Source organism: Ectothiorhodospira lacustris (assembly GCF_022227785.1).
Classification (GTDB): Bacteria; Pseudomonadota; Gammaproteobacteria; order Ectothiorhodospirales; family Ectothiorhodospiraceae; genus Ectothiorhodospira; species Ectothiorhodospira lacustris.
In genome coordinates this window covers 42866-68757 of record NZ_JAJNQM010000005.1, presented here as the reverse complement: position 1 = coordinate 68757, position 25892 = coordinate 42866, and the positions used below count along the sequence as shown (strand labels likewise).

Here is a 25892-nt window from a genome sequence, read left to right as displayed (position 1 = left end):
CATAGAAACAGGGCGGGTTGGGAGACCCAACCAGCCCTGTCAGGGATTTCAAGACCTGTTGAATGGCACAAATTCTAGCGGATCAGGGCCATTTCGTCCAATGAGCCCCGCCGCCGGGGCGGCTTAACCGGCCAGTCCCAGCACGTCCTGCATGTCGTACAGCCCTGCCGGCCGCCCATTGAGCCAGGCGGCGGCGCGCATGGCCCCCTTGGCGAAGGTCATGCGGCTGGAGGCCTTGTGAGTGATCTCCACCCGCTCCCCCAATCCGGCAAACATCACCGTATGCTCGCCCACGATGTCACCGGCCCGGATGGTCTCAAAACCGATGGTCTGCCGGTCCCGCTCGCCCGTCACCCCTTCCCGGCCGTAGACGGCGCAGGTCTTCAGATCGCGCCCCAAGGCATCGGCCACCACCTCACCCATGCGCAGGGCGGTACCGGAAGGGGCATCCACCTTGTGCCGATGATGGGCCTCGATGATCTCGATATCCACCTCGTCACCCAACACCCGGGCCGCCAGATCCAGCAGCTTGAGGCACAGGTTGACCCCCACGCTCATGTTGGGCGCAAAGACCACGGGGATCTCTTGTGCAGCCTTGCGGATGACGGCCTTTTGTTCATCGGTGAACCCGGTGGTCCCGATCACCATGGCCTTGCCCGCCCGGCGACAAATCTCCAGATGGGCCAGGGAACCCTCCGGACGGGTAAAGTCCACCAGCACATCGAACCGGTCCACGGCGGCCGCCGGGTCCGACTCCAGCAACACACCCAGACGGCCCAGGCCGGCCAGCTCACCGATGTCGGAACCCAGCAGGGAGCTGGACGGCATCTCCGTGGCCACGGTGGGCTCCAGCCCCGGGGCCAAGACCGCCGCCTCGATCAGGGTACGCCCCATGCGCCCCCCGGCACCGACAATGGCTACGCGTACCGCGCTCATGACTTTCTCCAGAATTTCAGATCTTCAAAGAAACCCTTCACCCCATCCAGCCAGCCCTCATGCTGGGGGCTGTGCTTCTGACCGCCCGCCTGCATGGCGGCATCAAACTGCTGCAACAGCTCCCTCTGCTCCTTGGTGAGGTTCACCGGCGTCTCCACCTTGACACTGCAGATCAGGTCACCCTCGGCGCCGCCGTGGACGGACCTGACACCCTTGCCCCGCAGGCGGAACAGCCGCCCGGACTGAGTCTCGGCGGGGATCTTCAGGGCCACCCGACCCTTGAGGGTGGGGATCTCCAAATCACCGCCCAGGGTGGCGACGGCGAAGCTGATGGGTACCTCGCAGAACAGATCGCTGCCCTTGCGGGTGAACAGCTTATGGGGTTTGACGTGGACCTGCACGTACAGATCCCCGGACGGCCCGCCGTTGACCCCTGCCTCCCCTTCTCCGGACAGCCGGATACGGTCGCCGCTGTCCACACCGGCGGGAATGGCCACGCTCAGGGTACGACGCTCCTCCACGCGGCCCTGCCCCCGGCAGGTTCCGCACGGCTTGGCGATGATCTTGCCGGTGCCGCGACACCTCGGGCAGGTCTGCTGCACCGAGAAGAAACCCTGCTGCATGCGTACCCGCCCGATCCCGTTACAGGTCGGGCAGGTCTCGGGGCTGGTGCCGGGCTCGGCGCCCGAACCGTTACAGGTCTTGCAACTCACCAAGGTGGGGACACGGATCTTCACCTCGGTGCCGAAGACGGCCTCTTCCAGGGTCATTTCCAGGTTGTACTGCAGGTCCGCACCACGGAAGGCATTGCTGCCGCCGCGCCCACCGGCACCCCCGAAGATGTCGCCGAACAGATCCTCGAAGATATCGCTGAAACTGCCGCCTCCCGGTCCCCCACGGCCGGCACCGGCAGCACCCTCAACGCCGGCATGCCCGAACTGGTCATAGGCGGCCCGCTTACGGGCATCGGACAGCACCTCGTAGGCCTCCTTGGCCTCCTTGAAGTGTTCTTCCGCCTGCTTGTCCCCGGGGTTCCGGTCGGGATGATATTTCATGGCCAACCGGCGGAAGGCCTTCTTGAGTGCGTCCTCGCTGGCGTTCTTCGCCACCCCCAGGACTTCGTAATAGTCGCGTTTTGCCATGATTACCGTGGGTCTTGCAGAAACGTTAAAGCCCGCAGACCGGCACATGCCCCTTTTGAGGGCACCTGCCGGTCAACGGACCCGGATGCCGTGGAAAAGGCCCGTCCTGGAACGGGCCCTGACCGTCACTTCTTCTTATCGTCCACTTCTTCGAACTCGGCGTCCACCACATCGTCCCGGGCACCCTTGCTGCCGGCCTGGCCCTGGGTGTCGCCGGCATCTTCGGCGGCGGCACCTTCAGGCTGCTGGGCATACATGCGTTCCGCCAGCTTGCCGGAGGCCTCGGACAGTTTCTGGGTCCGCTCTTCGATGACCGCCTTGTCGTCACCCTTCATGGCATCCCGCAGGGCGCTGACAGCGGATTCGATGGCGCTCTTCTCGCCGGCCTCCACCTTGTCGCCCATGTCCTTGAGGGTCTTCTCCACCGAATGGATCAGGTTATCCGCCTGATTGCGCACGCCCACCAGTTCGTGGAAGCGCTTGTCTTCCTCGGCGTGGGCCTCGGCATCCTTCACCATGCGCTCGATCTCGTCATCGTTCAGGCCGGAAGAGGCCTTGATGATGATGGACTGCTGCTTGCCGGTGGCCTTGTCCTTGGCGGAGACGTTGAGGATGCCGTTGGCATCGATATCGAATACCACCTCGATCTGGGGTACGCCGCGGGGCGCCGGCGGGATATCCGCCAGGTCGAAACGGCCCAGGGACTTGTTGGCATGAGCCACTTCGCGCTCACCCTGCAGCACATGCACCGTCACCGCCGTCTGATTGTCATCGGCAGTGGAAAAGACCTGGGAGGCCTTGGTGGGGATGGTGGTGTTCTTCTCGATCAGCTTGGTCATCACGCCGCCCAGGGTCTCGATACCCAGGGACAGGGGGCTGACGTCCAGCAACAGCACGTCCTTCACGTCACCGCCCAGCACGCCGCCCTGGATCGCGGCGCCCACGGCCACTGCCTCGTCGGGGTTGACGTCACGACGCGGCTCCTTGCCGAAGAAGTCCTTCACCGCCTCCTGCACCTTGGGCATGCGGGTCTGACCGCCCACCAGGATCACGTCATCGATCTGGGACACGGACAGGCCCGCATCTTTCAGGGCCACCTTGCAGGGTTCGATGGTGCGCCTGACCAGCTCTTCCACCAGGGCTTCGAGCTTGGCCCGGGAGACCTTGATGTTCAGGTGCTTGGGCCCGGTGTTGTCGGCGGTGATGTAGGGCAGATTGACGTCGGTCTGCTGGCTGGAGGACAGCTCGATCTTGGCCTTCTCTGCGGCCTCCTTCAGGCGCTGCATGGCCAGCGGGTCGCCGGTCAGGTCAATGCCCTGCTCCTTCTTGAACTCGGCCGCCAGGTATTCGATCAGGCGGGAGTCGAAGTCCTCGCCACCGAGGAAGGTATCGCCGTTGGTGGCCAGCACCTCGAACTGGTGCTCGCCGTCCACTTCCGCGATCTCGATGATGGAGATATCGAAGGTACCACCACCCAGGTCATAGACCGCCACCTTGCTGTCACCGCGCTTTTTGTCCAGGCCATAGGCCAGGGCGGCGGCGGTGGGCTCGTTGATGATGCGTCTGACTTCCAGACCGGCGATCTTGCCGGCGTCCTTGGTGGCCTGACGCTGGGAGTCGTTGAAGTAGGCCGGCACGGTGATCACGGCCTCGGTGACCGGCTCGCCCAGATAGTCCTCGGCGGTCTTCTTCATCTTCTGCAGGACGCGGGCGGAGATTTCCGGAGCGGCCATCTTCTTGCCGCGCACATCCACCCAGGCGTCGCCGTTGTCCGCCTTGACGATCTTGTAGGGCACCAGCTTGATGTCCTTCTGCACTTCGGGTTCTTCGAAGCGGCGTCCGATCAGACGCTTGACCGCAAACAGGGTGTTCTGGGGGTTGGTGACCGCCTGGCGCTTGGCGGACTGGCCCACCAGCACCTCGCCGTCTTCGGCAAAGGCCACAATGGAGGGGGTGGTACGACCACCCTCGGCGTTTTCAATGACCTTGGCGCTGCCGCCTTCCATGATGGCGACGCAGGAATTGGTGGTGCCCAGGTCAATACCGATGATCTTGCCCATGTGTTTCTCCAAAAATGTTCAAATGTCTGTCAATGCCGTGAATTCCGGGGTTAACCGCTTGATGGGGGTGGCGTCGGACCTTTTCAAGCCCCGGCCGAAAATCCCCCCGTCGGCTATTCGCCTCCGGCCGCCGGCGCCTTGCTGACGATCACCATGGCAGGGCGCAGCAGGCGGTCGTTGAGGGCGTAGCCCTTCTGCAGCACGGCCATGACGGTGTTGGGCTCCAGCTCGGCATTTTCCTGCATGGACATGGCCTGATGCCGCTCCGGATCGAAGCGCAGGCCGGCGGGATCCACCGTCTCGATGCCCTGCTTGGACATCACCTGCTCCAGCATCTTCAGGGTCAGCTCGGTACCCTCGCGGATCTTGTTCAGATCGGCCTCGCCCCGGGTGGCGTCCAGCCCCATCTCCAGGCTGTCCTTCACCGGCAGCAGTTCACCGGCGAAGCGTTCCAGGGCGAACTTGTGGGCATTCTCCACATCCCGGCTCATGCGCTTGCGCAGGTTTTCCAGCTCGGCCTGGGTACGTACCAGCTTGTCCCAGTGGTCCTGGGCCTGTTTCTGTGCCTCTTCCAGCTGCTTGAGCAGCGCCCCGGGACTGAATTCCGGCGCCTTCTCTTCAGGGGCCGCGGGCGCCTGTTCATGCTGGGGGTTTTCGACTTGTTCCTCGTTCGCCATGGAAAGCTCCGATCCGCTCATGTCTTGGTGTGTTCCGGCAAAAGCAATCGCTCACCGGCGATGATTCCGATGAGCGCATGCCACATGTATGTGGGACTTCAGTTACGGGAATTCAAGGCCGCACCCAGCAGCCTGGCGGTGATATCCACCACCGGGATGATGCGCTCGTAGGCCATGCGGGTGGGACCGATCACCCCCAGCACCCCCACGATCCTGCCACCCACGCTGTAGGGGGCCGTCACCACGCTGCAGTCATCCAGCATCTGGTGCCCCGATTCCTGGCCGATGAAGATCTGAACCCCTTCGGCACTGATGCAATTGTCCAGCAGGGTGAGTAGCTGCCTTTTTTCGTTGAAGGCCTCGAACAGGTTGCGCAACTTCTCCACGCTGGAGAGTTCCGCGTAGTCCATGAGGTGGATCTGACCGGCAAAGACCAGGTCGTCCGCACCTTCATCGTCGCAAAAGGCCTTTTCCCCCAACTCGATGGCGGCCAACATGAGAGTATTCATGTGCTCGCGGACGGCCTTCATCTCCTTGAGGATCTGTTCCCGGGCCTGCCGCAGATCTCGCCCGATCAGATGCTGGTTGAGATAGTTGGCCATCTGCTGCAATTCGGCATGGGAGTACTCCCGGTCCAGATCCAGGATGCGGTTCTGCACCTCCCGCTTGTTCATCACCAGGATGGCCAGCACCTGGCGCCCGGACAGCTTGAGAAACTCGATCTGGCTCAGGGCGGCATGATCGCGCCGGGGCACCCGCACCATCCCGGCCATCTGGGTCACGGCCGAAAGCAGATCCGATGCAGACTCCACCAGGGCCTTGGTATCCATGTCGGGGGTGAGGCGCTGCTTGAGCGTATGCACCTCGGCGCTGTCCAGCGGCTTGACCTCCAGCAGGGAATCCACGAACAGGCGATAACCCAGCGAAGTGGGTATCCGTCCCGCCGAGGTATGGGGGGAACTGACCAGCCCGAGATCCTCCAGATCCGCCATGACGTTGCGGATGGACGCAGGACTGAGATCCAGCCCGGCCGTGCGGGCCAGGGTACGGGACCCCACCGGCTGTCCGTCGCGCACATAGCTCTCCACCAGCGCCCGCAGCAGCCGTCGGGCACGTTCGGAAAGGGCCTGCGATGATCTTGTCGAGGATGTCTTCAATGGTCCACCCTGGCACTCGTTGAGTGTGAGTGCCAGGGTCAGCATGTTACTCAAGGAAACGGCCAGTGGCTAGTGGCGTGCCGATACTCGCCACTCACCACGTATTTCCACCATAATCCCTCCCATGAATCCGTCCTTTCACACCATCGGCATCATTGCCAAGACTCACGAGCAGCGCCTGGGGCACATCCTGGAGGCCCTGATCGGGCATCTACAGCACCATCAGCGCCGCATCCTGCTGGATGACACCGTCCTGCCCTGGCTGGAGGACGACACCCTTGGCGGCGAACCGGCGACACGGACACGGATGGCTGCCGAAGCGGACCTGGCCATCGTGGTGGGCGGTGACGGCACCTTTTTGGGTGCGGCCCGCACCCTGGTGGATGCGGAGGTCCCCCTGCTGGGCATCAACGCCGGCCGCTTGGGCTTTCTGGTGGATGTCTCGCCCCACGAGATGCTGGGGCGACTGGACGAGATCCTCTCCGGGCTCTATGTGGAAGATCGGCGCAGCATGCTGCATGCCCGCCTGATGCGGGGGGATGACGTGGTGGCGGCCCAGGACGCCTTGAACGACGTGGTCCTGCACATCCGAGATGCCATCCGCATGATCGAATTCGATACCTGGATCAACGGCCGTTTCGTCAACACCCAGCGGGCTGACGGCATGGTGGTGGCCACCCCCACCGGCTCCACCGCCTATGCCCTGTCGGGCGGCGGTCCCATCCTCTCCCCCTGCCTGGAGGCCGTGGTCATGGTGCCGATCTGCCCCCATGGCCTGAGCAATCGCCCCCTGGTGGTCCCGGCCGGCAACCGTATCGAGATCGCGGTCAACGAGCATAGCCGCACCCTGGCCCAAGTGGCCTTCGATGGTCAGGACACCTTCGACATGGAGCCCCTGGACCGGATCGTGATCGAGCCCAAGCCCCGCAAGCTGCGGCTGATCCACCCCACCGGCTATGACTATCTGCAGATCCTGAGGGTGAAACTGGGCTGGGGGGAACAGCCCTGACCCCAACACAACACTGTTCAAACATACAATAAAATGGTCACGCCCTCTTTCTTCGAGGGCATTTTCTCTTTAACCTCTCACAGACATCAGGGCCGCCACCCCGCGACACGCCCACAACCCGCAACCGCGAATCCCGACCGTGCTGACCCACATACAGATCCGAGATTTCGCCATCGTCGATGAACTGTCCCTGGACCTGTCCGCGGGCATGACCGCGCTGACCGGGGAGACCGGGGCAGGCAAATCCATCCTCGTGGATGCCCTGGGTCTGGTCCTGGGCGACCGGGCCGACAGCACCACCGTCCGCCACGGCGCGGAACGGGCCGAGATCAGTGCCCATTTCGACATCAGCCGGGAGGCGACCGCCGGTGCCTGGCTGGAGGAGCAGGGTCTGGCGACGGAAGATTGCCTGATCCGGCGGGTCATCGGCCGGGACGGCAAGAGCCGGGCCTGGATCAATGGTTCGGCGGTCACCCTGCAATCCCTCAAGACCCTGGGCGAGATGCTGGTGGACATCCATGGTCAGCATGCCCACCAATCCCTGCTGCGCCGGGACGTGCAGCGACGCATCCTCGACGACTACGCCGATCATCTGGAACTGCTGACCGCCATGGCCCGCGATCACGGCATCTGGCAAAAGGCGGCCCACCGGCTGGCGACGCTGAGCGAGGACGGCGAGGCGCGAGAGGCACGTCGGGAATTGCTGCGATTCCAAAGCGATGAACTCAAGGCCCTGGACCTGGCGGCAGGGGAACTGGAACGGATCGAGGAAGAACACGGCCGCTTGGCCCATGCCGGGCGCCTGCTGGAGGTAGCGGAGACCGCCTACCAGAGCCTTTATGAAGCCGACGGCAGTGCCGAATCCCTGGTGGGGCGCTTTTGCAGTGACATTGAACATCTGCAGCCCCTGGACAGCCGTCTGGCAGAACCGCGGGAACTGCTGGCAGCCGCCCAGATACAGATCCGCGAGGCCGCCGACTGGCTGCGCCGCTATGCCGATGGCCTGGAGATGGACCCGGCGCGGCTGAATTTTCTCGAATCCCGCATGGCCGCCGCTCAGGACCTGGCCCGCAAGCACCGGGTGGAACCCACCACCCTGCCCCACCTGCTGCAAACACTGGAAACGGAACTGAATCGGCTGGAAGAAGGCGGCGACAACCTGGAAACCCTGGCAAAAGCGGTAGAACAGGCACTGCAGACCTGCCTGCGTCAGGCCACCGCACTCTCGGATGCCCGCCGTCGGGCAGCGGATCGGCTATCGCAAGCCGTCACCCAGGCCATGCAGGGCCTGGGTATGGAAGGTGGGCGCTTTGCGTGCAGTGTGGAGGATGACGGCAGGGGGCACCCTTCCTCACACGGCATGGATCGGGTGGAGTTCATGGTCAGCGCCAATCCCGGCCAGCCCCTGCAGCCCCTGACCAAGGTGGTCTCCGGTGGCGAACTCTCCCGCATCAGCCTCGCCATCCAGATGATCGCAGCCCATGCCCTGCCCATCGCCACCCTGGTTTTCGACGAGGTGGATACGGGAATAGGCGGCGGGGTGGCCGAAGTGGTGGGGCGCCAGCTACGGAGTCTGGGCCGGCACCGTCAAGTGTTGTGCGTGACCCATCTGCCTCAGGTGGCGGCCCAGGCCCATCAGCATCTGCAGGTGAAGAAGCACAAGGGCAAGGATCACACCACCACGCGCATCCGCTCACTGGCGGACGAACACCGGGTCCGGGAACTGGCCAGGATGCTGGGCGGCGTCGAGATCACCGAGCGGAGTCTGGCCCATGCCCGGGAGATGATGACCCGGGCATCGACCGACTGATCAGTTCCCCAGACCCGGTTCCTGCTTCTTGGGGCAGCCGCCCTGGCTGCACTCACCATAAATGATCAGGGCGTGGTCCTGAATGGTGTACCCCAGTTTCTCGGCGATGGCCTTCTGGCGTTCCTCAATGATCGGGTCCACGAACTCATCCACGCGACCACACTTCATGCACACGATATGATCATGATGACGCCCGCGCTCCAGTTCAAAGACCGCCTGATTGCCCTCGAAGTGATGACGACTGACCAGACCGGCCGCCTCGAACTGGGTGAGCACCCGATAGACTGTTGCCAGACCGATCTCCTCGCCCGCCGACAACAGTTGGCGGTAGATGGTCTCCGCGCTCATATGGTGGTCTTCCGCGGTTTCCAGGATCTGCAGGATCTTCACGCGGGGCAGCGTCACCTTGAGTCCGGCCTTCTTGAGCTCTTGGGTTTCCATGGGATTTGATCTCCATGCGAGATGATCCGACACCTGGTGTAGAATCCCGCGCTATTGGTTTTCGGAACGAGGCCCATCTTGCAACTCACGGCCCACAGGACGCAATTATGGCAAGACTGATTCTTTATTCTATCCTCATTGGCGGATTACTGCAGGGGTGCGGTAGCGGACTGCTGTCCGTGCATCGACCGGACGTGCAGCAGGGCAATGCCATCGAGGAGAGCCGACTGGAACAGGTACAGGTCGGGATGACCCAGCGGCAGGTCCGATTCCTGCTGGGAGAGCCGGTGCTGAGGGACCCCTTCCAGGGCGAGAGCCGATGGGATTACGTGTACTACCATCGGCCCGGGAACGGCACGGCAGTGCATCGACGGGCCATTATCTTCTTCGAAGGCGGTCTGGTGTCGGGGATCGAGGACAGCGGGCTGCGAGAGTGACGCGGGCGTAGTCGATCCCGGCATGAGGGGGGAGGCGTCAGGCCTCCCCTGCGCCTTTCTTCATAGCCTTGCCTTCGGCAGCACGCTTCTTGCGGACCTGTTTGGGGTCCGCGATCAATGGCCGGTAGATCTCCACCCGGTCACGCTGGTTCAGCACGGCATTGAGCTTGGCGAGCTTGCCGTAGACACCCACCTTGTTCACCGCCAGGTCGATCTCCGGCACCTTGTCCAGAATACCGGACTCGCGGATGGCGTCTTCCACCGTTGCGCCCTGGGGCAGAGAAACCTCCAGGACCCACTGCCGGTCGGAGCGGGCATAGGCAACCTCCACCCGGAGCCGTTCATCGGACACCGTAGACCTCCCGTGCCCGCTTCACGAAGGAGTCCACCAGGGTATTGGCGAGCTGATGGAATATCGGACCAAAGGCCATGCTCATGATCCGGTTGGAAAATTCGAACTCCAGATCCAGGGACACCCGACTGGCGGTGTCACTCATGGCATCGAAGCGCCAGAAACCCTCCAGATGCCGGAACGGCCCTTCCACCAGCCGCATCTCGATCATCTTGTTGCGCTGCAGCCGATTACGGGTGGTGAACGACTTGCCCACGGCACCCTTGGCCAGCTCGATGCTGGCCTTCACCTCATCCTCATTGGCCGACAGCACAGCCGAGCTGCGGCACCCGGGTAGAAAGCGCGGATAGGCCTCCACGTCATTCACCAGATCAAACATCTCCTTGGGCGTATAAGGCACCAGCGCATGACGACTTATGGAAGGCATGAAGCTCCCCTGGATATCAGATGAGATTGACCGCCTTGAGGAAGACCAGCAGGATGCCGATCGGGGCGGCGAAGCGCAGGACATAATACCATGCCCTGAAAAAGGCCCGGCTGTGCAGACCCAGTTCGTCCTCCACGGAACGCTGGGTCATGCGCCAGCCCACGAACAGGGCGATCAGCAGGCCGCCCAGGGGCAGCATGATATTGGAGGTCAGGTAATCCGCCATCTCGAACAGGGTGCCGCCGATGAACAGGGCTTCACCCCCGAGGGTCAGATTGAAGCCGATGGGGTTGGACCACAGGCTGAAGGAGAGGATCGTACCCAACCCCAGGAACCAGGCGATCCCGCCCACGATCACCGCGGCCATGGGCCGGTCAAGGCCCCGATTTTCCACCAGCCAGGCCACCGCCGGCTCCATCAGGGAAATGGATGAGGTCCAGGCCGCCGTGACCAGCAACAGGAAGAACAAGGTGCCGAAGACCAACCCGCCCGGCATCTCCGCAAAGGCCATGGGCAGGGTGATGAAGATCAGCCCGGGGCCTTCACCGGGTGCCAGACCGCCGGCAAAAACGATGGGGAAAATGGCCAGACCTGCCAGCAGGGCGACGGCGGTATCCGCCGACACCACCATGGCAGAGGTCTTGAAGATGGAGGCCCTGGAGCTCAGATAGGAGCCGTAGATCATGATGGCGCCCATGCCCAGGCTAAGGGTGAAGAAGGCCTGCCCCATGGCCAACAGGATGGTGTCGCCGGTCACTTCGCTCCAGTCCGGCTTGAACAGGAAGCTGACCCCCTCCATGAAATGCCCCTGACTCATGGAATAGCCGACCAGGAGCAGCAGCAATCCGAGCAGCGCCGGCATGAGGAACTTGACGGCCTTCTCAAGGCCGGAGCGCACCCCCCTGGCCACCACCAGGACATTCATGATCATGAACAGGGTATGCCAGGCCAGCAGCCGTTCGGGATCGCTCACCAACGACTCGAACATGCCCCTGACCCCGTCCGCGTCCAGGCCGGTGAAGGCACCGCCGCCGGCCCTGAAGACATAGGAAAGCGACCAGCCGGCGATCACGCTGTAGTAAGAGAGGATGATGAAACCCGCCGCCACGCCGAGCCAGCCGACGAACCCCCAGGCCCGATGCAGCCCTTCTTCCCGGGACAGGGTGGCCATGGTGTTGATGGGGCTTTGCCGCCCGCGCCTGCCCAGCGCGATTTCCGCCATCATGATCGGCAGGCCGATCAGCAGGATGCAGGCCAGATAGATGAGCACGAAAGCGCCGCCGCCGTTCTCTCCGGCGATATAGGGAAAGCGCCAAATATTACCCAGACCGACCGCCGACCCGGTGGCCGCCAGCACGAACACCAGCTTCGAGGACCACTGGCCATGAATCGAGCTTTCTCTTCTCATTGATGGTCTCCCCCCCACGCGATCGACGCATTTTGCGGAATTTACCGCCACGGCTCAACAGCCTACCTCCCCCGGATCGTCAATTTTCCGCCTGTCGCAGGCGGCGAAGCGTGCGTGGGAAAATGAGGATGACAGTCCATTGGATGAAACAGCTCGTTTATAATCGCCCGATGAGCAAAAAATCAAAAAATGCCCCGGGCGGCAGCACCATCGCCCTGAACAAGAAGGCCAAGCACGAATACTTCATCGAGGAGCGTTTCGAGGCCGGTCTGGCCCTGCAGGGCTGGGAGGCCAAGAGCCTGCGGGCCGGACGGGTGCAGCTCAGCGAGAGCTATGTCCTGATCAAGGCCGGAGAGGCCTGGCTGTTCGGTGCCCATCTCACCCCGCTGACCACGGCATCCACCCATATCCACCCGGACCCCATGCGCACCCGCAAGCTGCTGCTGCACCGGGCGGAGCTCAACAAGCTCATCGGGCAGGTGGAGCGCAAGGGCTATACGCTGGTGCCGCTGGCAATGTACTGGAAACGCGGCCGCGCCAAGCTGGAAATCGGCCTGGCCAAGGGCAAGAAGGAACACGACAAGCGGGCCGTTTCCAAGGAACGGGACTGGCAGCGGGAGAAGGCGCGGGTGGTCAAGACCGTGACGCGCTAGCGCCGTGACCGATCCTCCACCGAGGGGAGTTACCAGTTCGGGAGCTCCCCGGCCTTGGCCAGCACCTTGAGATAGGCCTCATGGGCCTCCAGCTCCCCCTGACCGGGACGGATGACCGCCAGCGGCGGCCGATCGGCCGGGAGGCGGCGGATGCGCGTGTCTGCGGTCCGGGTCCCCTGCCCCTCCGACTCCACGCCCAGGGACAGGCTTTTCTGCCCGCCGGTCATGGCCAGGTAGACCTCCGCCAGGATGCGGGCGTCCAACAGTGCGCCGTGGAGTTCCCGGCCCGAGTTGTCGATCTGGTAGCGCTTGCACAGGGCATCCAGGCTGTTGCGCTGGCCTGGATGCATCTTGCGCGCCATCACCAGGGAGTCGGTGATGGTGCAGTAATCTTCCAGCCGCCCCCGGTCACCCTCCAGTCGCGACAGCTCGTGGTTGATGAAGCCCACGTCAAAGGGGGCATTGTGGATGATCAGCTCCGCCCCGCGCACGAACTCGATGAAGTCCTCCACCACGTCGGCAAAGCGCGGCTTATCGACGAGAAACTCATTGGTGATGCCATGGACTTCCACCGCACCGGCATCCACTTCCCGGTCCGGCTGCAGGTACTGATGATAGTGGCACGAGGTATGACGACGCCGCACCATCTCCACGCAGCCGATCTCGATGATGCGATGACCATCGGACGGATCCAGGCCGGTGGTCTCCGTATCCAGGATCACGATCCGGTCATTGGCTTGCAGACTCACGATCTTTCCTCACTTCACCCGCAGGGCATCAATGGCTTCGTTGGCCAGGCGGTCGGCCTGCTCGTTCTCGGGATGTCCGGTATGCCCCCGCACCCAGTGCCAGCGCACCTGATGCCGTGAGGCCGCCTCATCCAGGCGCTGCCAAAGGTCCTGATTCTTCACCGGCTCACCGGCCGCGGTACGCCAGCCGCGCCGCTTCCAGTTGGGCAGCCACTGATTGATCCCGTTTTTGACATACTGGGAATCGGTGGTCAGATCCACCACGCAAGGGCGCTTGAGCAATTCCAGCGCAGCGATGGCGGCCATCAGCTCCATGCGATTATTGGTGGTCTGGGGCTCGTTCCCATTGAGCCGTTTTTCATGGCCCCCGAAACGCAGCAATGCCCCCCAGCCGCCGGGCCCCGGGTTCCCACGACAAGCACCATCGGTAAAGATTTCCACCACATCAGTCACGATCCGTTCTCCGACAAAAGGGACTGGCCAGGCCACTGGGCACCATGCTTCGGGACGGCCGCCAGCGTGTCCGCAAGTGCATCACATTGGCCACGCGCTTACGGGCCAGGATCACGTAGGCGCCACCCAGGTAGGGCAGGTGACGCCCCCCCAGAGACTCTACCACCCGCAGGCGAACCCGGAACCCGGAACGCCCCTCCGGGGGGCGAAAGCCCGCGTAGGCACGCGCCAGGACTTCGAAACCCAGCAGGGACAGCCAGTCCCTCACCCGCCCCGTCGCATGACAATGACCGGACCAAGGCCCTCCCTTGCTGCCGGAGCGCCCGGGCAGCTGCCCCCACAGTCCCGGCAGGCTCAGGGGATTGCAACCGATAATCAGGACATGCCCCTCGGGCACCAGGATGCGGTCCGTTTCACGCAGAACCTGATAGGGATCTTCCACCTGCTCCAGGCAATGCACCAGCAACACCAGATCCATGCTGTCCGTAAGAATGGGCAGGGCGTCGGCCAGGGCACTGAGATCCCCCTGGCCGGGCTCACACTCCAGGCGCACCCTATGATTAATCCGGCTGGTGCTCAGCAGATCATGATCCGGGCTCAAGTGCCCTATCTGCAGAGCATGATAGCCGAACAGTTGCGGCACAAAGCGGTCCAGGTGGGACTGCAAGGCAGCCTGCATGGCTTGCCCCGGCGCAGACCCATACCAGACTCGCAGGCATTCCCGCTGCCGGGCACATGAAGTTCTGGGTAACGACATGAGTGGAGCATAGAGTTTTCCGGGGGGACATGGCCAGTGATAATAAGTGTCCCGCAGGGTTGAGGGCACGGGGATGCCCCGCTATCCTAGCTCCCCTATGAAAAAGAACAAGCCGAAAGGTCTTGGGGGCGCCCTGCTGGGGGCAGCGGCGCTGTTACTGTCGGCCTGTGCCAGCATGGATGGAGGACCCTCCGCTCAGGACGGCCCGGTTCTCACCGGGGCAGACCCTGCCGCCAAGACCAGTCAGACAACCACGGCCACCCCTTCCCGGGGGGCGGCCACCAAGCCCAAGCCCCGTATCGAGGTTGCAAGGCCGCTTACCCACACCTCGCCGGCGCCGGCCGTGGACGAAGGGCTTTGGGGCCGGGTGCGTCAAGGCTTTGCCCTGCCGGATGAGCGGGACCACGAACGGGTGCTGCATTACATCCAGTGGCACCAAGCCAACTCCGACTATCTGGGCCAGGTCCTGGCCAGAGCTGAACCCTACCTCCACTATATCCTGGAAGAAATCGAGGCCAGGGATCTGCCTGCCGAACTGCTGCTGCTGCCGGTGGTGGAAAGTGCCTATCGCCCCGATGTCTATTCCTCGGGGCAGGCAGCGGGCATCTGGCAGTTCATCCCCTCAACGGGCAGTCACTTCGGTCTCCATCAGAACTGGTGGTATGACGGCCGCAAGGACATTCATGCCTCCACCCACGCGGCCCTGAACTACCTCACCCAACTGCACGAGCGCTTCAACGGCGACTGGCTGCTGGCCCTGGCGGCCTACAATGCCGGACAAGGCACCGTCAGCCGGGCCATCACCCGCAATGAATCACTCGGACAGCCCACCGACTACTGGAATCTGGACCTGCCGCGGGAGACCCAGCACTACGTCCCCAGACTGCTGGCCCTGCAGGCCATCGTGACCGACCCGGAGCACTACCAGGTCGGCCTCTGGCCCGTGCCGGACGAGCCACGTCTGGGACTGGTGGAACTGGGCGGACAACTGGAACTGAGCATCGCCGCGGAACTGGCTGACTTGTCCCTGGATGACATCACGCAACTCAACCCCGGGTTCCACCGCTGGGCCACGGACCCGGAAGGCCCCCATCACCTGCTCCTGCCGCTGGATCGCGTGGAGCCCTTCCAGATCGCCCTCGCCGCCCTGCCCCGGGAACAGCGCGTATCCTGGCTGCGGCACCGGGTTCAGCCCGGTGAGACACTGGGACACATCGCCGCCCGCTACAACACCACCATCGCGCTCCTGCAACGGACCAATGAACTGCGGAGCCACATAATCCGGGTCGGGGATCATCTCCTCATCCCCACCGCAGAGCCCTCCCCCGAGACTGTTACGGCCCGGCAGGACGAGGGCCGGTCGGTTTCACGGACCCACAACACCCTCCATCACCGGGTACAACCGGGTGACACCCTCTGGGCCCTCGCCAGGACCTATGACGTTTCTTTGCAGGAGCTGGCGGCCTGGAACCGCATCAGCAGTGACGCCACCCTGCGCCCGGGCCAGACCCTGCTGATACGGCAGGCGGGGACGACCACGGCGGCAGCGCAACCCGCAGCGATGGCAACCGGCGCCGCCCGCGGAAACACCCTGACCTATGCGGTTCGTCCCGGCGATTCACTGTCCTCCATTTCCCGGCGCTTCGGGGTTCGGGTCAGCGATATCCAGGTCTGGAACCAACTGGATGGGCATCTGATTCGCCCCGGTCAGCAGCTTCATCTCCACCTGGATGGCCATCCGCAGGAAAGCTGACGACGCCGCCCGCCGAGGCGGCTTCAGCGGCATGCCGATACCTTTCGGAGCAAGACACATAGCATCTGGAAGCGCGCCCGCCTATGATCTGGGGACACGGACTTCCCCCTTTGCCCGATGCACCCAGCAGCCGCCATGCACTCTTCCGAAACCCTCCAGATCGTCGGCCGCACCCATCCCGGGAAAATCCGGCCCCATAACGAGGACTGCATCGGAGAAGACCCTCAACTGGGTATCGTCGTGGTCGCCGACGGCATGGGTGGCCACCTGGCGGGCGAGGTCGCCAGCCGTCTGGCGGTGGACACGGTGCTGCAGAATCTCAAGCAGTGCCTCAAAAAAACCGCCCCCGACCACCGAACCGGGGATACTGTCGCTCTGGATCGCAGCCTCGCCGTCCGGCGGGCCATCATCAATGCCAACATGGCCATCCAGCAGGCGGGCAGGGACCATGCCGGTCATGCCGGCATGGGCACCACTCTGGTCATGGCCCTGTTCAATCACCACCGGGTGATCCTGGCCCACGTCGGTGACTCAAGAATCTATCGTTTTCGGGAAGATCGCCTGGAGCAGATGACCACGGACCACACCCTGATCCAGGAAATGGTGGATCGGGGTTTCTATTCCCATCAGGAGGCACGGGTATCGGTCAACCGCAACCTGGTCACCCGTGCGCTGGGCATCGACAGCACCGTGGCCGTGGATATCCGGGATGAAATGGTGCTACCCGGTGATATTTACCTGCTGTGCTCCGACGGCCTGAACGACATGCTGGAAGATGCTTTCATCGAGGATGTCCTGCGCCAGCACCCTTCCGACCTGGGGCAGGCGGCCGACCTGCTGGTGCAAAAGGCCAACGAACACGGCGGGCGGGACAACATCTCCGTCGTACTGGCAAAACCCGCCTTGCCGCTCACCCGTCGGATGCCCTGGTACCGACGCGTGATCAAATTCTGGCGTTGATTTGCAGGAGGCGCAGGCGTCAACCATGTCCAGACTCTGTCTTTCCTGTGGCGATACGTTGATCGGTGAGTATCCCATGGGACAGAAAACCCTCAGCATCGGCCGTCGACCGGACAACGACATACGGCTCAATAACCTGGCCGTCAGCGGCTACCATGCCCAGGTGATCAGCCTGCTCAATGATGCCTTGGTGGAAGACCTCGGCAGCACCAACGGCACCCTGGTCAATGGCATCCGGATTCGCAAGCGGGTACTGCAGGAAGGGGACGTCATCGCCATCGGGAACTACCAGATCCGTTTTACCCAGGTCAGCGCGCCCAGGGAAGACAACCGCCATAGCGGTGACGAGACACTGATCCTTACCTCGGCCCCCCTCCCATCCCCGACCCCTGTCAACCAGGCTACGGCCGACGCCCCCGTCACCGGCCGGAAAACGCTCGTCACGCATCCCACCCTGACCCTGTGCAAGGCCAGGGTTCAGATACTCAGCGGCGCCAACGCAGGCCGTGAACTGCCCATTACCAAGTCCGTGACCACCCTGGGTCATCCCGGCGTGCAAGTCGCAGCGATCCTGCGTCGCGGCACGGACTACTACATCACGCACGTTGAGGGCGGCTCCAGAAAAACCCCTCCCCGGCTCAATGGTACCGATTTCACCACCCAGGCGCGCCCGCTCAGAAACCATGACATCATCGACGTCGCGGGAGTACGCATGGAATTCATGATGAATTAGGGAAGTTCTGAAAAAGCCCCTGGCCATCATCTGGACGGGGGACCTGCGAGGAGGATTCCTTGGCTTATCTACAGGCATACATCAACCGCCGGCCCGCCGGCGAATATCCGCTGCAGGAAGGCACCACGACCATCGGTCGCCGGCAGGGCAATCTGATCCGCCTGGATGACCGTTCGGTCAGCGGCCACCACGCCCGCCTCCGGTTTTACCGAGGCATCGCCACCCTGCACGATCTTGAAAGCACCAACGGTACCTTCGTCAACGGCGAAAAGATCCGGGAAGCCACGATCCAGGATGGTGATTTCATCATCATCGGCAAATATCGTCTCCGTTTCCGGCTGAGCCGGCAGGCCTCGCAACAGGAACCGGAGGCGCAATCCCCGGATGACGGCACCTATATCCTGCGCCTGGCGACACCGGGGATGCCGCCCATCCTGGCAGGCCGTGAGATCAGTCACCAGATCCGCGGCACCCGGGCACAGGCGGCGGCCTCATCGTCCGACGACGAGCACATGGACATGGCGGCGCCACGCGTCACCCTGCGCATCCTCAGTGGACGCAACCAAGGCAGACATCTGGATCTGCTGTCGGCCGTGAATGCCCTGGGTGAACCGGGACGACAGGTGGTCGCACTGATCCGCGATGAAGGACAGCTATTCCTGCAGCCCCTGGAAGCCGAACTGGGCCCGCCTCTGATCAATCACCGGCCGGTCGAGGGCCATGGTCGGCACCCGCTGCAACAGGACGACCTGCTGGAAGTGGCGGGTGTCCGCATGGTGGTCAACATCGAGATGCCGACCCGGTAAGCGCGCACGTCCTCAGTGGCAGGCACACCTCGTTCGCCCGCCTCAGTCCAGGGTTACCCGCGGCACCGCCGACAGCAGCTTCTTTGTGTATTCATGCTCGGGTTGCCGACAGATCCGGCGGGCCTCCCCTTGCTCCACCACCCGCCCCTGATACATCACCGCCATGGTATCCGCCAGGTATTCCACCACCCCGATATTGTGGGTGATGAACAGCAGGGTCAGCCCCCGCTCCCGGGTAAGGCGGCTCAGGATCTGCAGCACCTCCGCCTGCACGGAGACATCCAGGGCACTGGTCACCTCGTCACAGACGATGAAGGACGGCTCCAGTACCAGGGCGCGGGCAATGCCGATACGCTGGCGCTGCCCCCCGGAAAACTCATGGGGATAACGCCACAGGCTTTCCACCGGCAGTTGTACCTGCTCCAGCACCTGGGCCGCCATGGCCAGCCGCTCCTCCCGATCCTTGCCGATCCCGTGCACGGCCATGGGTTCGGTCAGGGTGGCCGCCACGGTCAGGCGGGGATTGAGGGACGACATGGGGTCCTGAAAGATGATCTGCATGCGCCGGCGGTAGGGCTTCATAGCCGAGGCCGGCAGACGAGTGATGTCCTCCCCGGCAAACAGGATGCGTCCGCCGGTGGGTTCCAGCAACCGGATGATCGCCCGACCCAGGGTGGTCTTGCCGCAGCCTGACTCCCCCACCAGGGCCAGTACCTGCCCTTTGGGGATATCCAGGCTCACCCCGTCCACCGCCCGCACATGATCCACCACCCGACGCATGAGTCCCTTGCGCACCGGGAAATGGATCTGCAGGTCCTGCAGACGGATCAGCGGCGCCTCCGGCGTTTTCCCGGCAGCCCGGGCCGGCCCCTGAGCAGCCCGGCGCCGGCTGAGGTTCTCCGGCAGGGCATCGATGAGTTGCCGGGTATAGGCATGCTGCGGCCGGTGCAGGACCTGCTGCACGGTCCCCTCTTCCACCAGCCGGCCCAGACGCATCACGCCCAGCCGGTGCCCCATCCGGGCCACCACGCCGAAATCATGAGTGATGAAGAGCATGGCCATGCCGTTACGATCCTGCAGTTCCCGCATCAGACGCAGGATCTCCGCCTGCACCGTCACATCCAGGGCTGTGGTCGGCTCGTCGGCGATCAGCAGATCCGGCTCACAGGCCATGGCCATGGCGATCATCACCCGCTGGCGCTGCCCGCCGGAAAGACGATGGGGAAACTCATCCACCCGTTCGGCAGGATGGGGGATCTGCACCTGGGCCAGGGCCTCGATGGCCCGCTCCCGCGTCTCGGCCTCCGACAGGTCCGAACGGTGCAGCCTGAGCACTTCCATGATCTGCTCGCCCACCGTGAACACCGGATTCAGGGAGGTCATGGGCTCCTGGAAGATCATGCTCATGCGGGCACCGCGGATGCGGCGGCGTTCTGCCTCGGGCAGACGCAGCATGTCCACGGTCCTTTGGCTGCCGTCCGCACGGCGCTCCTGGAACAGGATCTGCCCGCCGGGGTGATGACTGATATCCCGGGGCAGCAACTGGATCACCGACAGGGCCGTGACCGACTTGCCGCTGCCCGACTCCCCCACCAGGCAGAAGGTCTCCCCCCGCTCGATACCGAAGCTGATCTCATCCACGGCCGTCACGGTCCGGCCGCCGGCCTGGAGATGGGTCTGCAGGTTTTTGACCTCCAGCAGCATGTTCAGGCCTTCTTCTTCAGATAGGGATCAAGGGCATCCCGCAAGGACTCGCCCACCAGGTTGTAGGCAAACACGGTGAGGAAGATGGCCCCGCCGGGGAAGGCGGCCATCCACCAGTTGAAGGAAGAGGACTGCACCGCCTGGTTGAGCATCTGCCCCCAGGAGGGGTCATCCACCAGCCCCAGCCCCAGGAAGCTCAGGGTGGCCTCCGCCAGGATCGCCGAGGCCACCCCGAAGCTGGCCGCCACCAGGATGGGGGCCACGCCGTTGGGCAGCATGTGTCGGAACAGCACGGAGCGCAGCGGCAGGCCACAGGCCACCGCCGCCTGCACATAGTCCTGCTCCCGCAGCTTGAGGAACTCGGCGCGCACGTAACGGGCATACCCGGACCAGGAGGTAATGCCGATGATGATCATCATCATGTAGAGACTGCGGCCGAAAAAGGCGACAAAGGTGAGCAGTAGGAACAGGGTGGGGATGGCCTCGAAGATCTCAACGATACGCATCCCGATCATGTCCACGATGCCGGAGAAGTACCCCATCAGACCGCCCACGATGACGCCGATCACCAGGGCGATGCCGGTGGCGATGAAGCCGATGGCCAGGGCAATGCGTGAGGCATGGACCATCCGCGACAGCACATCGGCGCCGTTTTCCTCCGTACCCAGCCAGTGTCGGCGTCGCTCATCGGCCAGGGGCGACTCCAGACCCGTATCGCCAAAGTCCCGCAAATAGTCCTTGGGCGAATACGGGATCGGGGCACGCAGCACCCGGTCGTACTGCCCGGCCGCCTCCGCCTCCCGGTACTGCTCATAGATCACCAGCTTGGGTGGCGAAACGGTGAAGGCGCTGAGTCCGCCACTGAGCACCAGCACCCCCGACAGGATCAGCAGCTTCCGTGACAGGGACATACTCAGAAACAACAGCACCAGGCCGGTGCAGAAGCCCGCCATCAAGGTCACGTCGGTGGCGGTCAGATAGCGCAGCACCGGGCTGGACCAGATGCCCTGCTCCAGGATCAGCCAGGGATGGCTGCTGGCCAGGAAGGGGGCAAACACCGCCGCCGCCGCCAGGATGCCGATCCAGGCCAGCCCCACCCGGGCACCCCAGCGCAGCAGGACCTCCCTGGCCACCTGGGCCCCGTAGCTGCGGGAGCGGCGGGCGGGAGGCGTCAGCATCTTGTCCGGCACCGTGTCAGTCATAGCTCACCCGCGGGTCCGCAATGGCGTAGCACAGATCCGCCAGCAGATAGCCCACCAGCGTCAGCACGCCGCTGATCAGGGTGACCGACAACACCAGTTCCCGGTCACGGGTCTGTACCGCCTCCACCGCCAGCTTGCCCATACCGTCAATGGAGAAGATGGTCTCGACGATTACCGATCCCGCCAGCAGGCTGGGCAGCAGGGTGGCTGAGACGGTGATCAGGGGCAGCAGGGAATTGCGAAACACATGGCGCCAGAGCACATCCTTTTCCGCCACGCCCTTGGCCCGGGCGGTGCGGGCATAGTCGGACAGCAGGTTTTCCAGCACCGCCGCGCGGGTCAACTTGGCCAGAAAGGCGAAACCGCCGTAAGACAGACAGAGCACCGGCAGGATCAGGTGCCAGGCCCGATCCAGCAGGAACCCCCGGACAAACTCCCCCTGGGCCAGCTCCGCCGCCAGACCGATCCCCACGCCCATACCCAGCAGACCCAGGATGCCGACCCGCAAACCGGTGAAACCGGAAGCCGCCACCAGGCCTACCAGCCCCCCCACCAGCACCATCATGACCAGATGCGGCAGGCCGAAGCCGGAGGCCGACACCCCGGCGGCCATCAGCACGCCCAGCCCACCGCCGAGGATCGCCCCGGCCGGGATGCGCCAGTGACGGGCCGACTTCAGGGCCACCCAGATCATCAATGCGGCACACAGCCCGGCCAGCAGGAACAGCAGGAGCAGGTCGGTCGCCACCGTCCAGTGCGGCAGGAACGGCATGTCCAGGGCCTCGCGACGATTGATGCCGCCGGTGGGAAACCAGCGCCAGAACTGTTCCGAGGCAAAGAACCCGATCAGCAGCACCCCAGCCAACATGGTGGGCACGGACCACAGACCCAGAAGGACCATCCCGGAGCCGGTATCAAAGCTGCTCCCGCGGCGGGTGGCCGCCTGCACCCCCACGGCGATGGCGATCACGTAGATGATGGGGATGGACAGGATATTGAGCAGCAGGGTGATGGGTAGACGCTCGGCGATCAGATCCCCCACCGGGCGCCCGTAGCGGAAACTGGTCCCCAGTTCGGAACCCTTGAACAGGGAAAAGCCGCTCACCGCGCCCTCCCCATCAAAGGTGAAACCCGCCGGAGAGACATTGTTGAGCCAGCGTAGATACTGCACCGGCGCCGGCTGATCCAGGCCGTACATGCGGTTGTAATAGTCCTCCAGGGCCTTCTTGGCCTGAGGTTCCAGGTTCATGCCGTCTACCAGGGACTGGGCACTGATGCCGCCGGGGGCGGCCGCCATGACCACGAACACCACCACGGTGATCCCGATCAGGGTGGGAAACATGAGCAGTAGGCGACGGACGATATAGGTCAGCATGGCCGGGCCCCGGGGTCTGCGTGGATGCCGCGGGGCATGGTCAGCGGGCGTACTTCTGCTGGATCGCCGGCACGTAGATCTCCACCGGGATGCTGGTCAGGTTCAGGCCCAGCCGGGTCTCCTGGAGGTTGGTGATACGCTCGTCGATGAAGGCCAGGGTCATGCGGCGCATGAGGAAGGTATAGGGCTGATCCTCGTGCAGGATGCGCTCCGCCTCGTGCCAGATGGCCATGCGTTCCTCGTCATCCACCGAGGCCCGGGCCCGCTCGATCACCGCATCCAGCACCGGGTTGCGATAGTTGATGAAGTTGTCCCCCCCGGACACGGTCTGGCTGGAATGGAGCATCTGGTAGATATCCGTCTCCACCCCGCTGGTCCAACCCAGGGTAATGGCATCGAAGTCCTTGCGGTTGAGCAGGTCCAGCATCACCGACCACTCGGTGGGCCGGGGCCGCATCAAGATGCCGGCACGGGCATAGAGATCCCGCAGGAACAGCACCATGCGGCGGGTATCCTCGTTGTCCTGAAAAAACACCAGGTCGAACTCGAAGGCCTTGCCATCCGTATCCTGCAGGATGCCGTCCCCGTTGCGGTCCTCGTAGCCCGCCTCCCGCAGCAGGGCGCGTGCCCGCTCCAGATCGAAGGTATAGGGCTCAAGGTTGGGGTCATGCTGGGGGCTGCGGGGATTGAAGGGGCTCACCGCCGGCTCGGCATAGCCCAGCATGATCTCGTCGATAACCCGCTGGATGTCCGTCAGATGGCTCATGGCCCGGCGTACCCTTTGATCGGCAAACCGGGTGGGCAGGCCGTCCCGCTCCTGGTTCCAGCCAATGTAGGAATAGCCGGCGGTGGGGCTCATGTACTCGAAGTGGTGGGTGCGCTGGCGCAGGCGGGTATCATTGAGCAGTTGCTCATATTCCCGCGGCCGGGCGCCATAGACATCCAGTTCCTGATTGCGGAAGGTGGTCAGACGGGCGCTGTCGTTCTCGATCACCCGCCACAGCAGGCGGTTGAAGGGCGGGTCCACCGGTCCCCAGTAGCGGGGATTGCGTTCCAGCTCCACCAGGCCCTGGTCCGGAGTCCAGCCCCTGGGGTCCGCCAGCCGATAGGGACCGGAGCCCATCAGCAGGCCACGGGACTGATTGAACCGCTGGGGATTCTCCAGGAAAGGGGCGTAGAAATGCCGGGGCAGGATCTGCAGGCCGCCCGCCAGGGACAGGCTGTTGAAATAGGGCTCGGAAAAGGTGAAGGCCACCTCATGGGGTCCCAGGGCTTCCACCTTCTCCAGCTTTTCCAGGAAGGCCCGCGCCCGGGGGGCGGCGATGGCATCGGTCATGATGAAATCGTAGGTGAACACCACGTCCGCTGCGGTCAGCGGCTCACCGTCGGAGAACTCGATCCCCTCCCGAAGTTGGAACGTGATGGTCAGGCCGTCCTCGCTGAAGGACCAGTCCCGGGCCAGCAGCCCCTGCCATTCCAGCGTGTCCGGGTCACGGACCAGCAGGGACTCCAGGACATAGCTCTGCACCTCTGCGGAATAGGCGTCGGAGGACACCAGCGGGGTCAGCGTGGCCAGGCCGGTGCCGAAGGCCCGTACCAGCCAGTCGCCTTGGGCATAGTCCGGCTGCCGGGCGGCGGCCAAGGCCCGCTCGAAGGCGGGCGGCACTTCTGCGTGGGCATCCGGACCGCCGTCCTGGGCGGCAATGACCCCTGCCCTGAGCCGTGCATCCAAGGACTGCATCACCGCTCGCATGCGCCGCATGTCGTCGGCCTGCTCCTGCATGGACCGCTGCATTTCGGACAGCCGGTTCCACTGCCGATCCACCTGGTACATGAGCAGCACCACCAGCAAGGTGATCCCCAGCAGGAAGGCCATCAGGACGACATCTTTGGACGTGAAGCGCTTTTCCATGGATCGAGGTTTCTTCTCGGGGTGCGTGACCGGTCCAGAGTATAGAGATTGCGGTGGGTCCCACAAGTTTCCCGATCAGGACCCGGCGGGCACGCAGTCGTAGTATCATGCCCGCCTTGAAAAACCTAATCACAACATCATCAGGAGACCACAGCATGGGCTTCATGACAGGCAAGCGTGTACTGATCGTCGGCCTCGCCAGCAATCGCTCCATCGCCTACGGCATTGCCAAGGCCATGGCCCGTCAGGGTGCCGAGCTCGCCTTCAGTTATCAGAATGATCGCCTGAAGGAGCGGGTCGAGAAGATGGCGGCGGAATTCAATTCCAGCATCGTGCTGCCCTGCGACGTATCCAGCGACGAAGAGATCACCGGTCTGTTCGAGGCACTGGGCAAGCACTGGGACGGGCTGGACGGGCTGGTACACTCGGTGGCCTTCGCACCCAAGGAAGCCCTGGAAGGCGATTTCCTGGAAGGCATGTCCCGAGAGGCCTTCCGCATCGCCCATGACATCAGCAGCTACAGCCTGGCCGCCCTGGCCAAGGCCGCCCGCCCCATGATGCAGGGTCGTGAAGGGGCTATTCTCACCCTGTCCTACCTGGGCGCCGTGCGTTCCATGCCCAACTACAACATGATGGGCCTGGCCAAGGCCAGCCTGGAGGCCAATGTGCGCTTCCTGGCCTACACCCTGGGTCCGGAAGGCATCCGGGTGAACGGCATCTCCGCCGGCCCCATCCGCACCCTGGCGGCCGCCGGCATCGGCGACTTCCGCAAGATCCTGGACCACGTGGAAAAGAACGCGCCGCTGCGACGTAACGTGACCATCGAGCAGGTGGGCAATGCCGCTGCGTTCCTGTGCTCGGACCTGGCATCAGGCATCACGGCCGAGATCACCTACGTGGATTCCGGCTACAGCACCCTGGGCCTGGGTCCGGCGGAGGTCTGATCCACCCACCCCTGTTCGCCGGCTTGCCGGCGAAC

The 25892-nt window shown here is 63.8% G+C and carries 25 protein-coding genes; 9 read left to right on the top strand and 16 right to left on the bottom strand.

All coding sequences use genetic code 11. From position 1 onward, the window contains the following. Positions 1-123: 123 nt before the first annotated feature. The 5 genes from dapB to hrcA form a co-directional block, all read right to left on the bottom strand. A complete protein-coding gene (gene dapB, locus LQ952_RS02175) occupies positions 124-936 on the bottom strand; it encodes a 4-hydroxy-tetrahydrodipicolinate reductase (RefSeq protein WP_238621010.1) in 813 nt (270 codons plus the stop codon). Further along, on the bottom strand, positions 933-2078 hold the full coding sequence (gene dnaJ / locus LQ952_RS02170; RefSeq protein WP_238621009.1) for a molecular chaperone DnaJ: 1146 nt from the start codon (positions 2076-2078) through the stop codon (positions 933-935). Before dnaJ ends, dapB begins: the two co-directional genes overlap by 4 nt. 125 nt (positions 2079-2203) lie before the next feature. Beyond that, positions 2204-4138, bottom strand: coding sequence for a molecular chaperone DnaK (gene dnaK / locus LQ952_RS02165; RefSeq protein WP_238621008.1), 1935 nt, complete (start codon positions 4136-4138; stop codon positions 2204-2206). 113 nt (positions 4139-4251) lie between these two features. Beyond that, the gene (gene grpE / locus LQ952_RS02160) at positions 4252-4815 is read right to left on the bottom strand and encodes a nucleotide exchange factor GrpE (protein ID WP_238621007.1); all 564 of its coding nucleotides are present in this window, start codon (positions 4813-4815) and stop codon (positions 4252-4254) included. A gap of 98 nt (positions 4816-4913) precedes the next feature. Beyond that, positions 4914-6017, bottom strand: coding sequence for a heat-inducible transcriptional repressor HrcA (gene hrcA / locus LQ952_RS02155; RefSeq protein ID WP_238621021.1), 1104 nt, complete (start codon positions 6015-6017; stop codon positions 4914-4916). 79 nt (positions 6018-6096) lie between these two features. On the opposite strand from hrcA, the gene LQ952_RS02150 reads away from it, so the two are divergent. After that, the gene (locus LQ952_RS02150) at positions 6097-6981 is read left to right on the top strand and encodes an NAD(+) kinase (RefSeq protein ID WP_238621006.1); all 885 of its coding nucleotides are present in this window, start codon (positions 6097-6099) and stop codon (positions 6979-6981) included. A 139-nt stretch (positions 6982-7120) separates the two neighbouring features. After that, positions 7121-8791, top strand: coding sequence for a DNA repair protein RecN (gene recN, locus LQ952_RS02145; RefSeq protein ID WP_238621005.1), 1671 nt, complete (start codon positions 7121-7123; stop codon positions 8789-8791). Here recN and fur read toward each other — a convergent pair whose 3' ends face one another. Further along, positions 8792-9232, bottom strand: coding sequence for a ferric iron uptake transcriptional regulator (gene fur, locus LQ952_RS02140; RefSeq protein WP_238621004.1), 441 nt, complete (start codon positions 9230-9232; stop codon positions 8792-8794). It lies immediately after the preceding gene. 107 nt (positions 9233-9339) lie between these two features. Between fur and LQ952_RS02135 the strand changes: the two genes are divergently transcribed. Next, positions 9340-9669: an outer membrane protein assembly factor BamE gene (locus LQ952_RS02135; protein WP_238621003.1), complete on the top strand. Its 330-nt coding sequence runs from the start codon at positions 9340-9342 to the stop codon at positions 9667-9669. 37 nt (positions 9670-9706) lie between these two features. Here LQ952_RS02135 and LQ952_RS02130 read toward each other — a convergent pair whose 3' ends face one another. Genes LQ952_RS02130 through LQ952_RS02120 form a run of 3 tightly spaced genes read right to left on the bottom strand, consistent with a single transcriptional unit; the run spans position 9707 to position 11856 of the window. Beyond that, on the bottom strand, positions 9707-10021 hold the full coding sequence (locus LQ952_RS02130; protein WP_238621002.1) for an RnfH family protein: 315 nt from the start codon (positions 10019-10021) through the stop codon (positions 9707-9709). Further along, a complete protein-coding gene (locus LQ952_RS02125) occupies positions 10011-10448 on the bottom strand; it encodes a type II toxin-antitoxin system RatA family toxin (protein WP_238621001.1) in 438 nt (145 codons plus the stop codon). Before LQ952_RS02125 ends, LQ952_RS02130 begins: the two co-directional genes overlap by 11 nt. Before the next feature lie 16 nt (positions 10449-10464). Continuing rightward, positions 10465-11856 carry a sodium-dependent transporter gene (locus LQ952_RS02120; RefSeq protein WP_238621000.1) on the bottom strand — a complete coding sequence of 464 codons (1392 nt, stop codon included), beginning with the start codon at positions 11854-11856 and terminating at the stop codon, positions 10465-10467. 170 nt (positions 11857-12026) lie between these two features. Here LQ952_RS02120 and smpB point away from each other — a divergent pair, with 170 nt between their 5' ends. Beyond that, positions 12027-12509 carry an SsrA-binding protein SmpB gene (gene smpB / locus LQ952_RS02115; RefSeq protein ID WP_238620999.1) on the top strand — a complete coding sequence of 161 codons (483 nt, stop codon included), beginning with the start codon at positions 12027-12029 and terminating at the stop codon, positions 12507-12509. Positions 12510-12538: 29 nt separating this feature from the next. Here the strand turns inward: smpB and dnaQ are convergent, their stop codons facing one another. Genes dnaQ through LQ952_RS02100 form a run of 3 tightly spaced genes read right to left on the bottom strand, consistent with a single transcriptional unit; the run spans position 12539 to position 14390 of the window. Further along, a complete protein-coding gene (gene dnaQ, locus LQ952_RS02110) occupies positions 12539-13258 on the bottom strand; it encodes a DNA polymerase III subunit epsilon (RefSeq protein ID WP_238620998.1) in 720 nt (239 codons plus the stop codon). Between the two features lie 9 nt (positions 13259-13267). Further along, positions 13268-13711, bottom strand: coding sequence for a ribonuclease HI (gene rnhA / locus LQ952_RS02105; RefSeq protein ID WP_238620997.1), 444 nt, complete (start codon positions 13709-13711; stop codon positions 13268-13270). Continuing rightward, positions 13704-14390 carry a class I SAM-dependent methyltransferase gene (locus tag LQ952_RS02100; RefSeq protein WP_238620996.1) on the bottom strand — a complete coding sequence of 229 codons (687 nt, stop codon included), beginning with the start codon at positions 14388-14390 and terminating at the stop codon, positions 13704-13706. The genes rnhA and LQ952_RS02100 overlap by 8 nt, the downstream gene beginning before the upstream one ends. Positions 14391-14565: 175 nt before the next feature. Between LQ952_RS02100 and LQ952_RS02095 the strand changes: the two genes are divergently transcribed. The 4 genes from LQ952_RS02095 (at position 14566) to LQ952_RS02080 (ending at position 18720) form a co-directional block, all read left to right on the top strand. Beyond that, entirely contained in the window at positions 14566-16221 is a 1656-nt protein-coding gene (locus LQ952_RS02095; protein ID WP_238620994.1) for a LysM peptidoglycan-binding domain-containing protein, read from the top strand. Positions 16222-16356: 135 nt separating this feature from the next. Beyond that, positions 16357-17181 carry a Stp1/IreP family PP2C-type Ser/Thr phosphatase gene (locus LQ952_RS02090; RefSeq protein ID WP_238620993.1) on the top strand — a complete coding sequence of 275 codons (825 nt, stop codon included), beginning with the start codon at positions 16357-16359 and terminating at the stop codon, positions 17179-17181. Positions 17182-17206: 25 nt separating this feature from the next. Continuing rightward, a complete protein-coding gene (locus LQ952_RS02085; protein WP_238620991.1) occupies positions 17207-17914 on the top strand; it encodes an FHA domain-containing protein in 708 nt (235 codons plus the stop codon). A 59-nt stretch (positions 17915-17973) separates the two neighbouring features. Beyond that, positions 17974-18720 (top strand): FHA domain-containing protein, encoded by a 747-nt coding sequence (locus LQ952_RS02080; protein ID WP_238620990.1) that lies wholly within the window; start codon positions 17974-17976, stop codon positions 18718-18720. 42 nt (positions 18721-18762) lie between these two features. Here LQ952_RS02080 and LQ952_RS02075 read toward each other — a convergent pair whose 3' ends face one another. From LQ952_RS02075 to LQ952_RS02060, 4 genes are read right to left on the bottom strand one after another with little or no spacing between them, the layout of a single operon-like run. Continuing rightward, positions 18763-20424: an ABC transporter ATP-binding protein gene (locus LQ952_RS02075; protein WP_238620989.1), complete on the bottom strand. Its 1662-nt coding sequence runs from the start codon at positions 20422-20424 to the stop codon at positions 18763-18765. Between the two features lie 2 nt (positions 20425-20426). Further along, positions 20427-21626: an ABC transporter permease gene (locus tag LQ952_RS02070; protein ID WP_238620988.1), complete on the bottom strand. Its 1200-nt coding sequence runs from the start codon at positions 21624-21626 to the stop codon at positions 20427-20429. Then, a complete protein-coding gene (locus LQ952_RS02065) occupies positions 21619-23001 on the bottom strand; it encodes an ABC transporter permease (protein ID WP_238620987.1) in 1383 nt (460 codons plus the stop codon). The genes LQ952_RS02070 and LQ952_RS02065 overlap by 8 nt, the downstream gene beginning before the upstream one ends. Positions 23002-23041: 40 nt before the next feature. Further along, on the bottom strand, positions 23042-24913 hold the full coding sequence (locus LQ952_RS02060; protein WP_238620986.1) for a peptide-binding protein: 1872 nt from the start codon (positions 24911-24913) through the stop codon (positions 23042-23044). A 155-nt stretch (positions 24914-25068) separates the two neighbouring features. On the opposite strand from LQ952_RS02060, the gene LQ952_RS02055 reads away from it, so the two are divergent. Continuing rightward, positions 25069-25857 carry an enoyl-ACP reductase FabI gene (locus tag LQ952_RS02055; protein WP_238620985.1) on the top strand — a complete coding sequence of 263 codons (789 nt, stop codon included), beginning with the start codon at positions 25069-25071 and terminating at the stop codon, positions 25855-25857. The last annotated feature ends 35 nt before the right edge of the window (positions 25858-25892 follow it).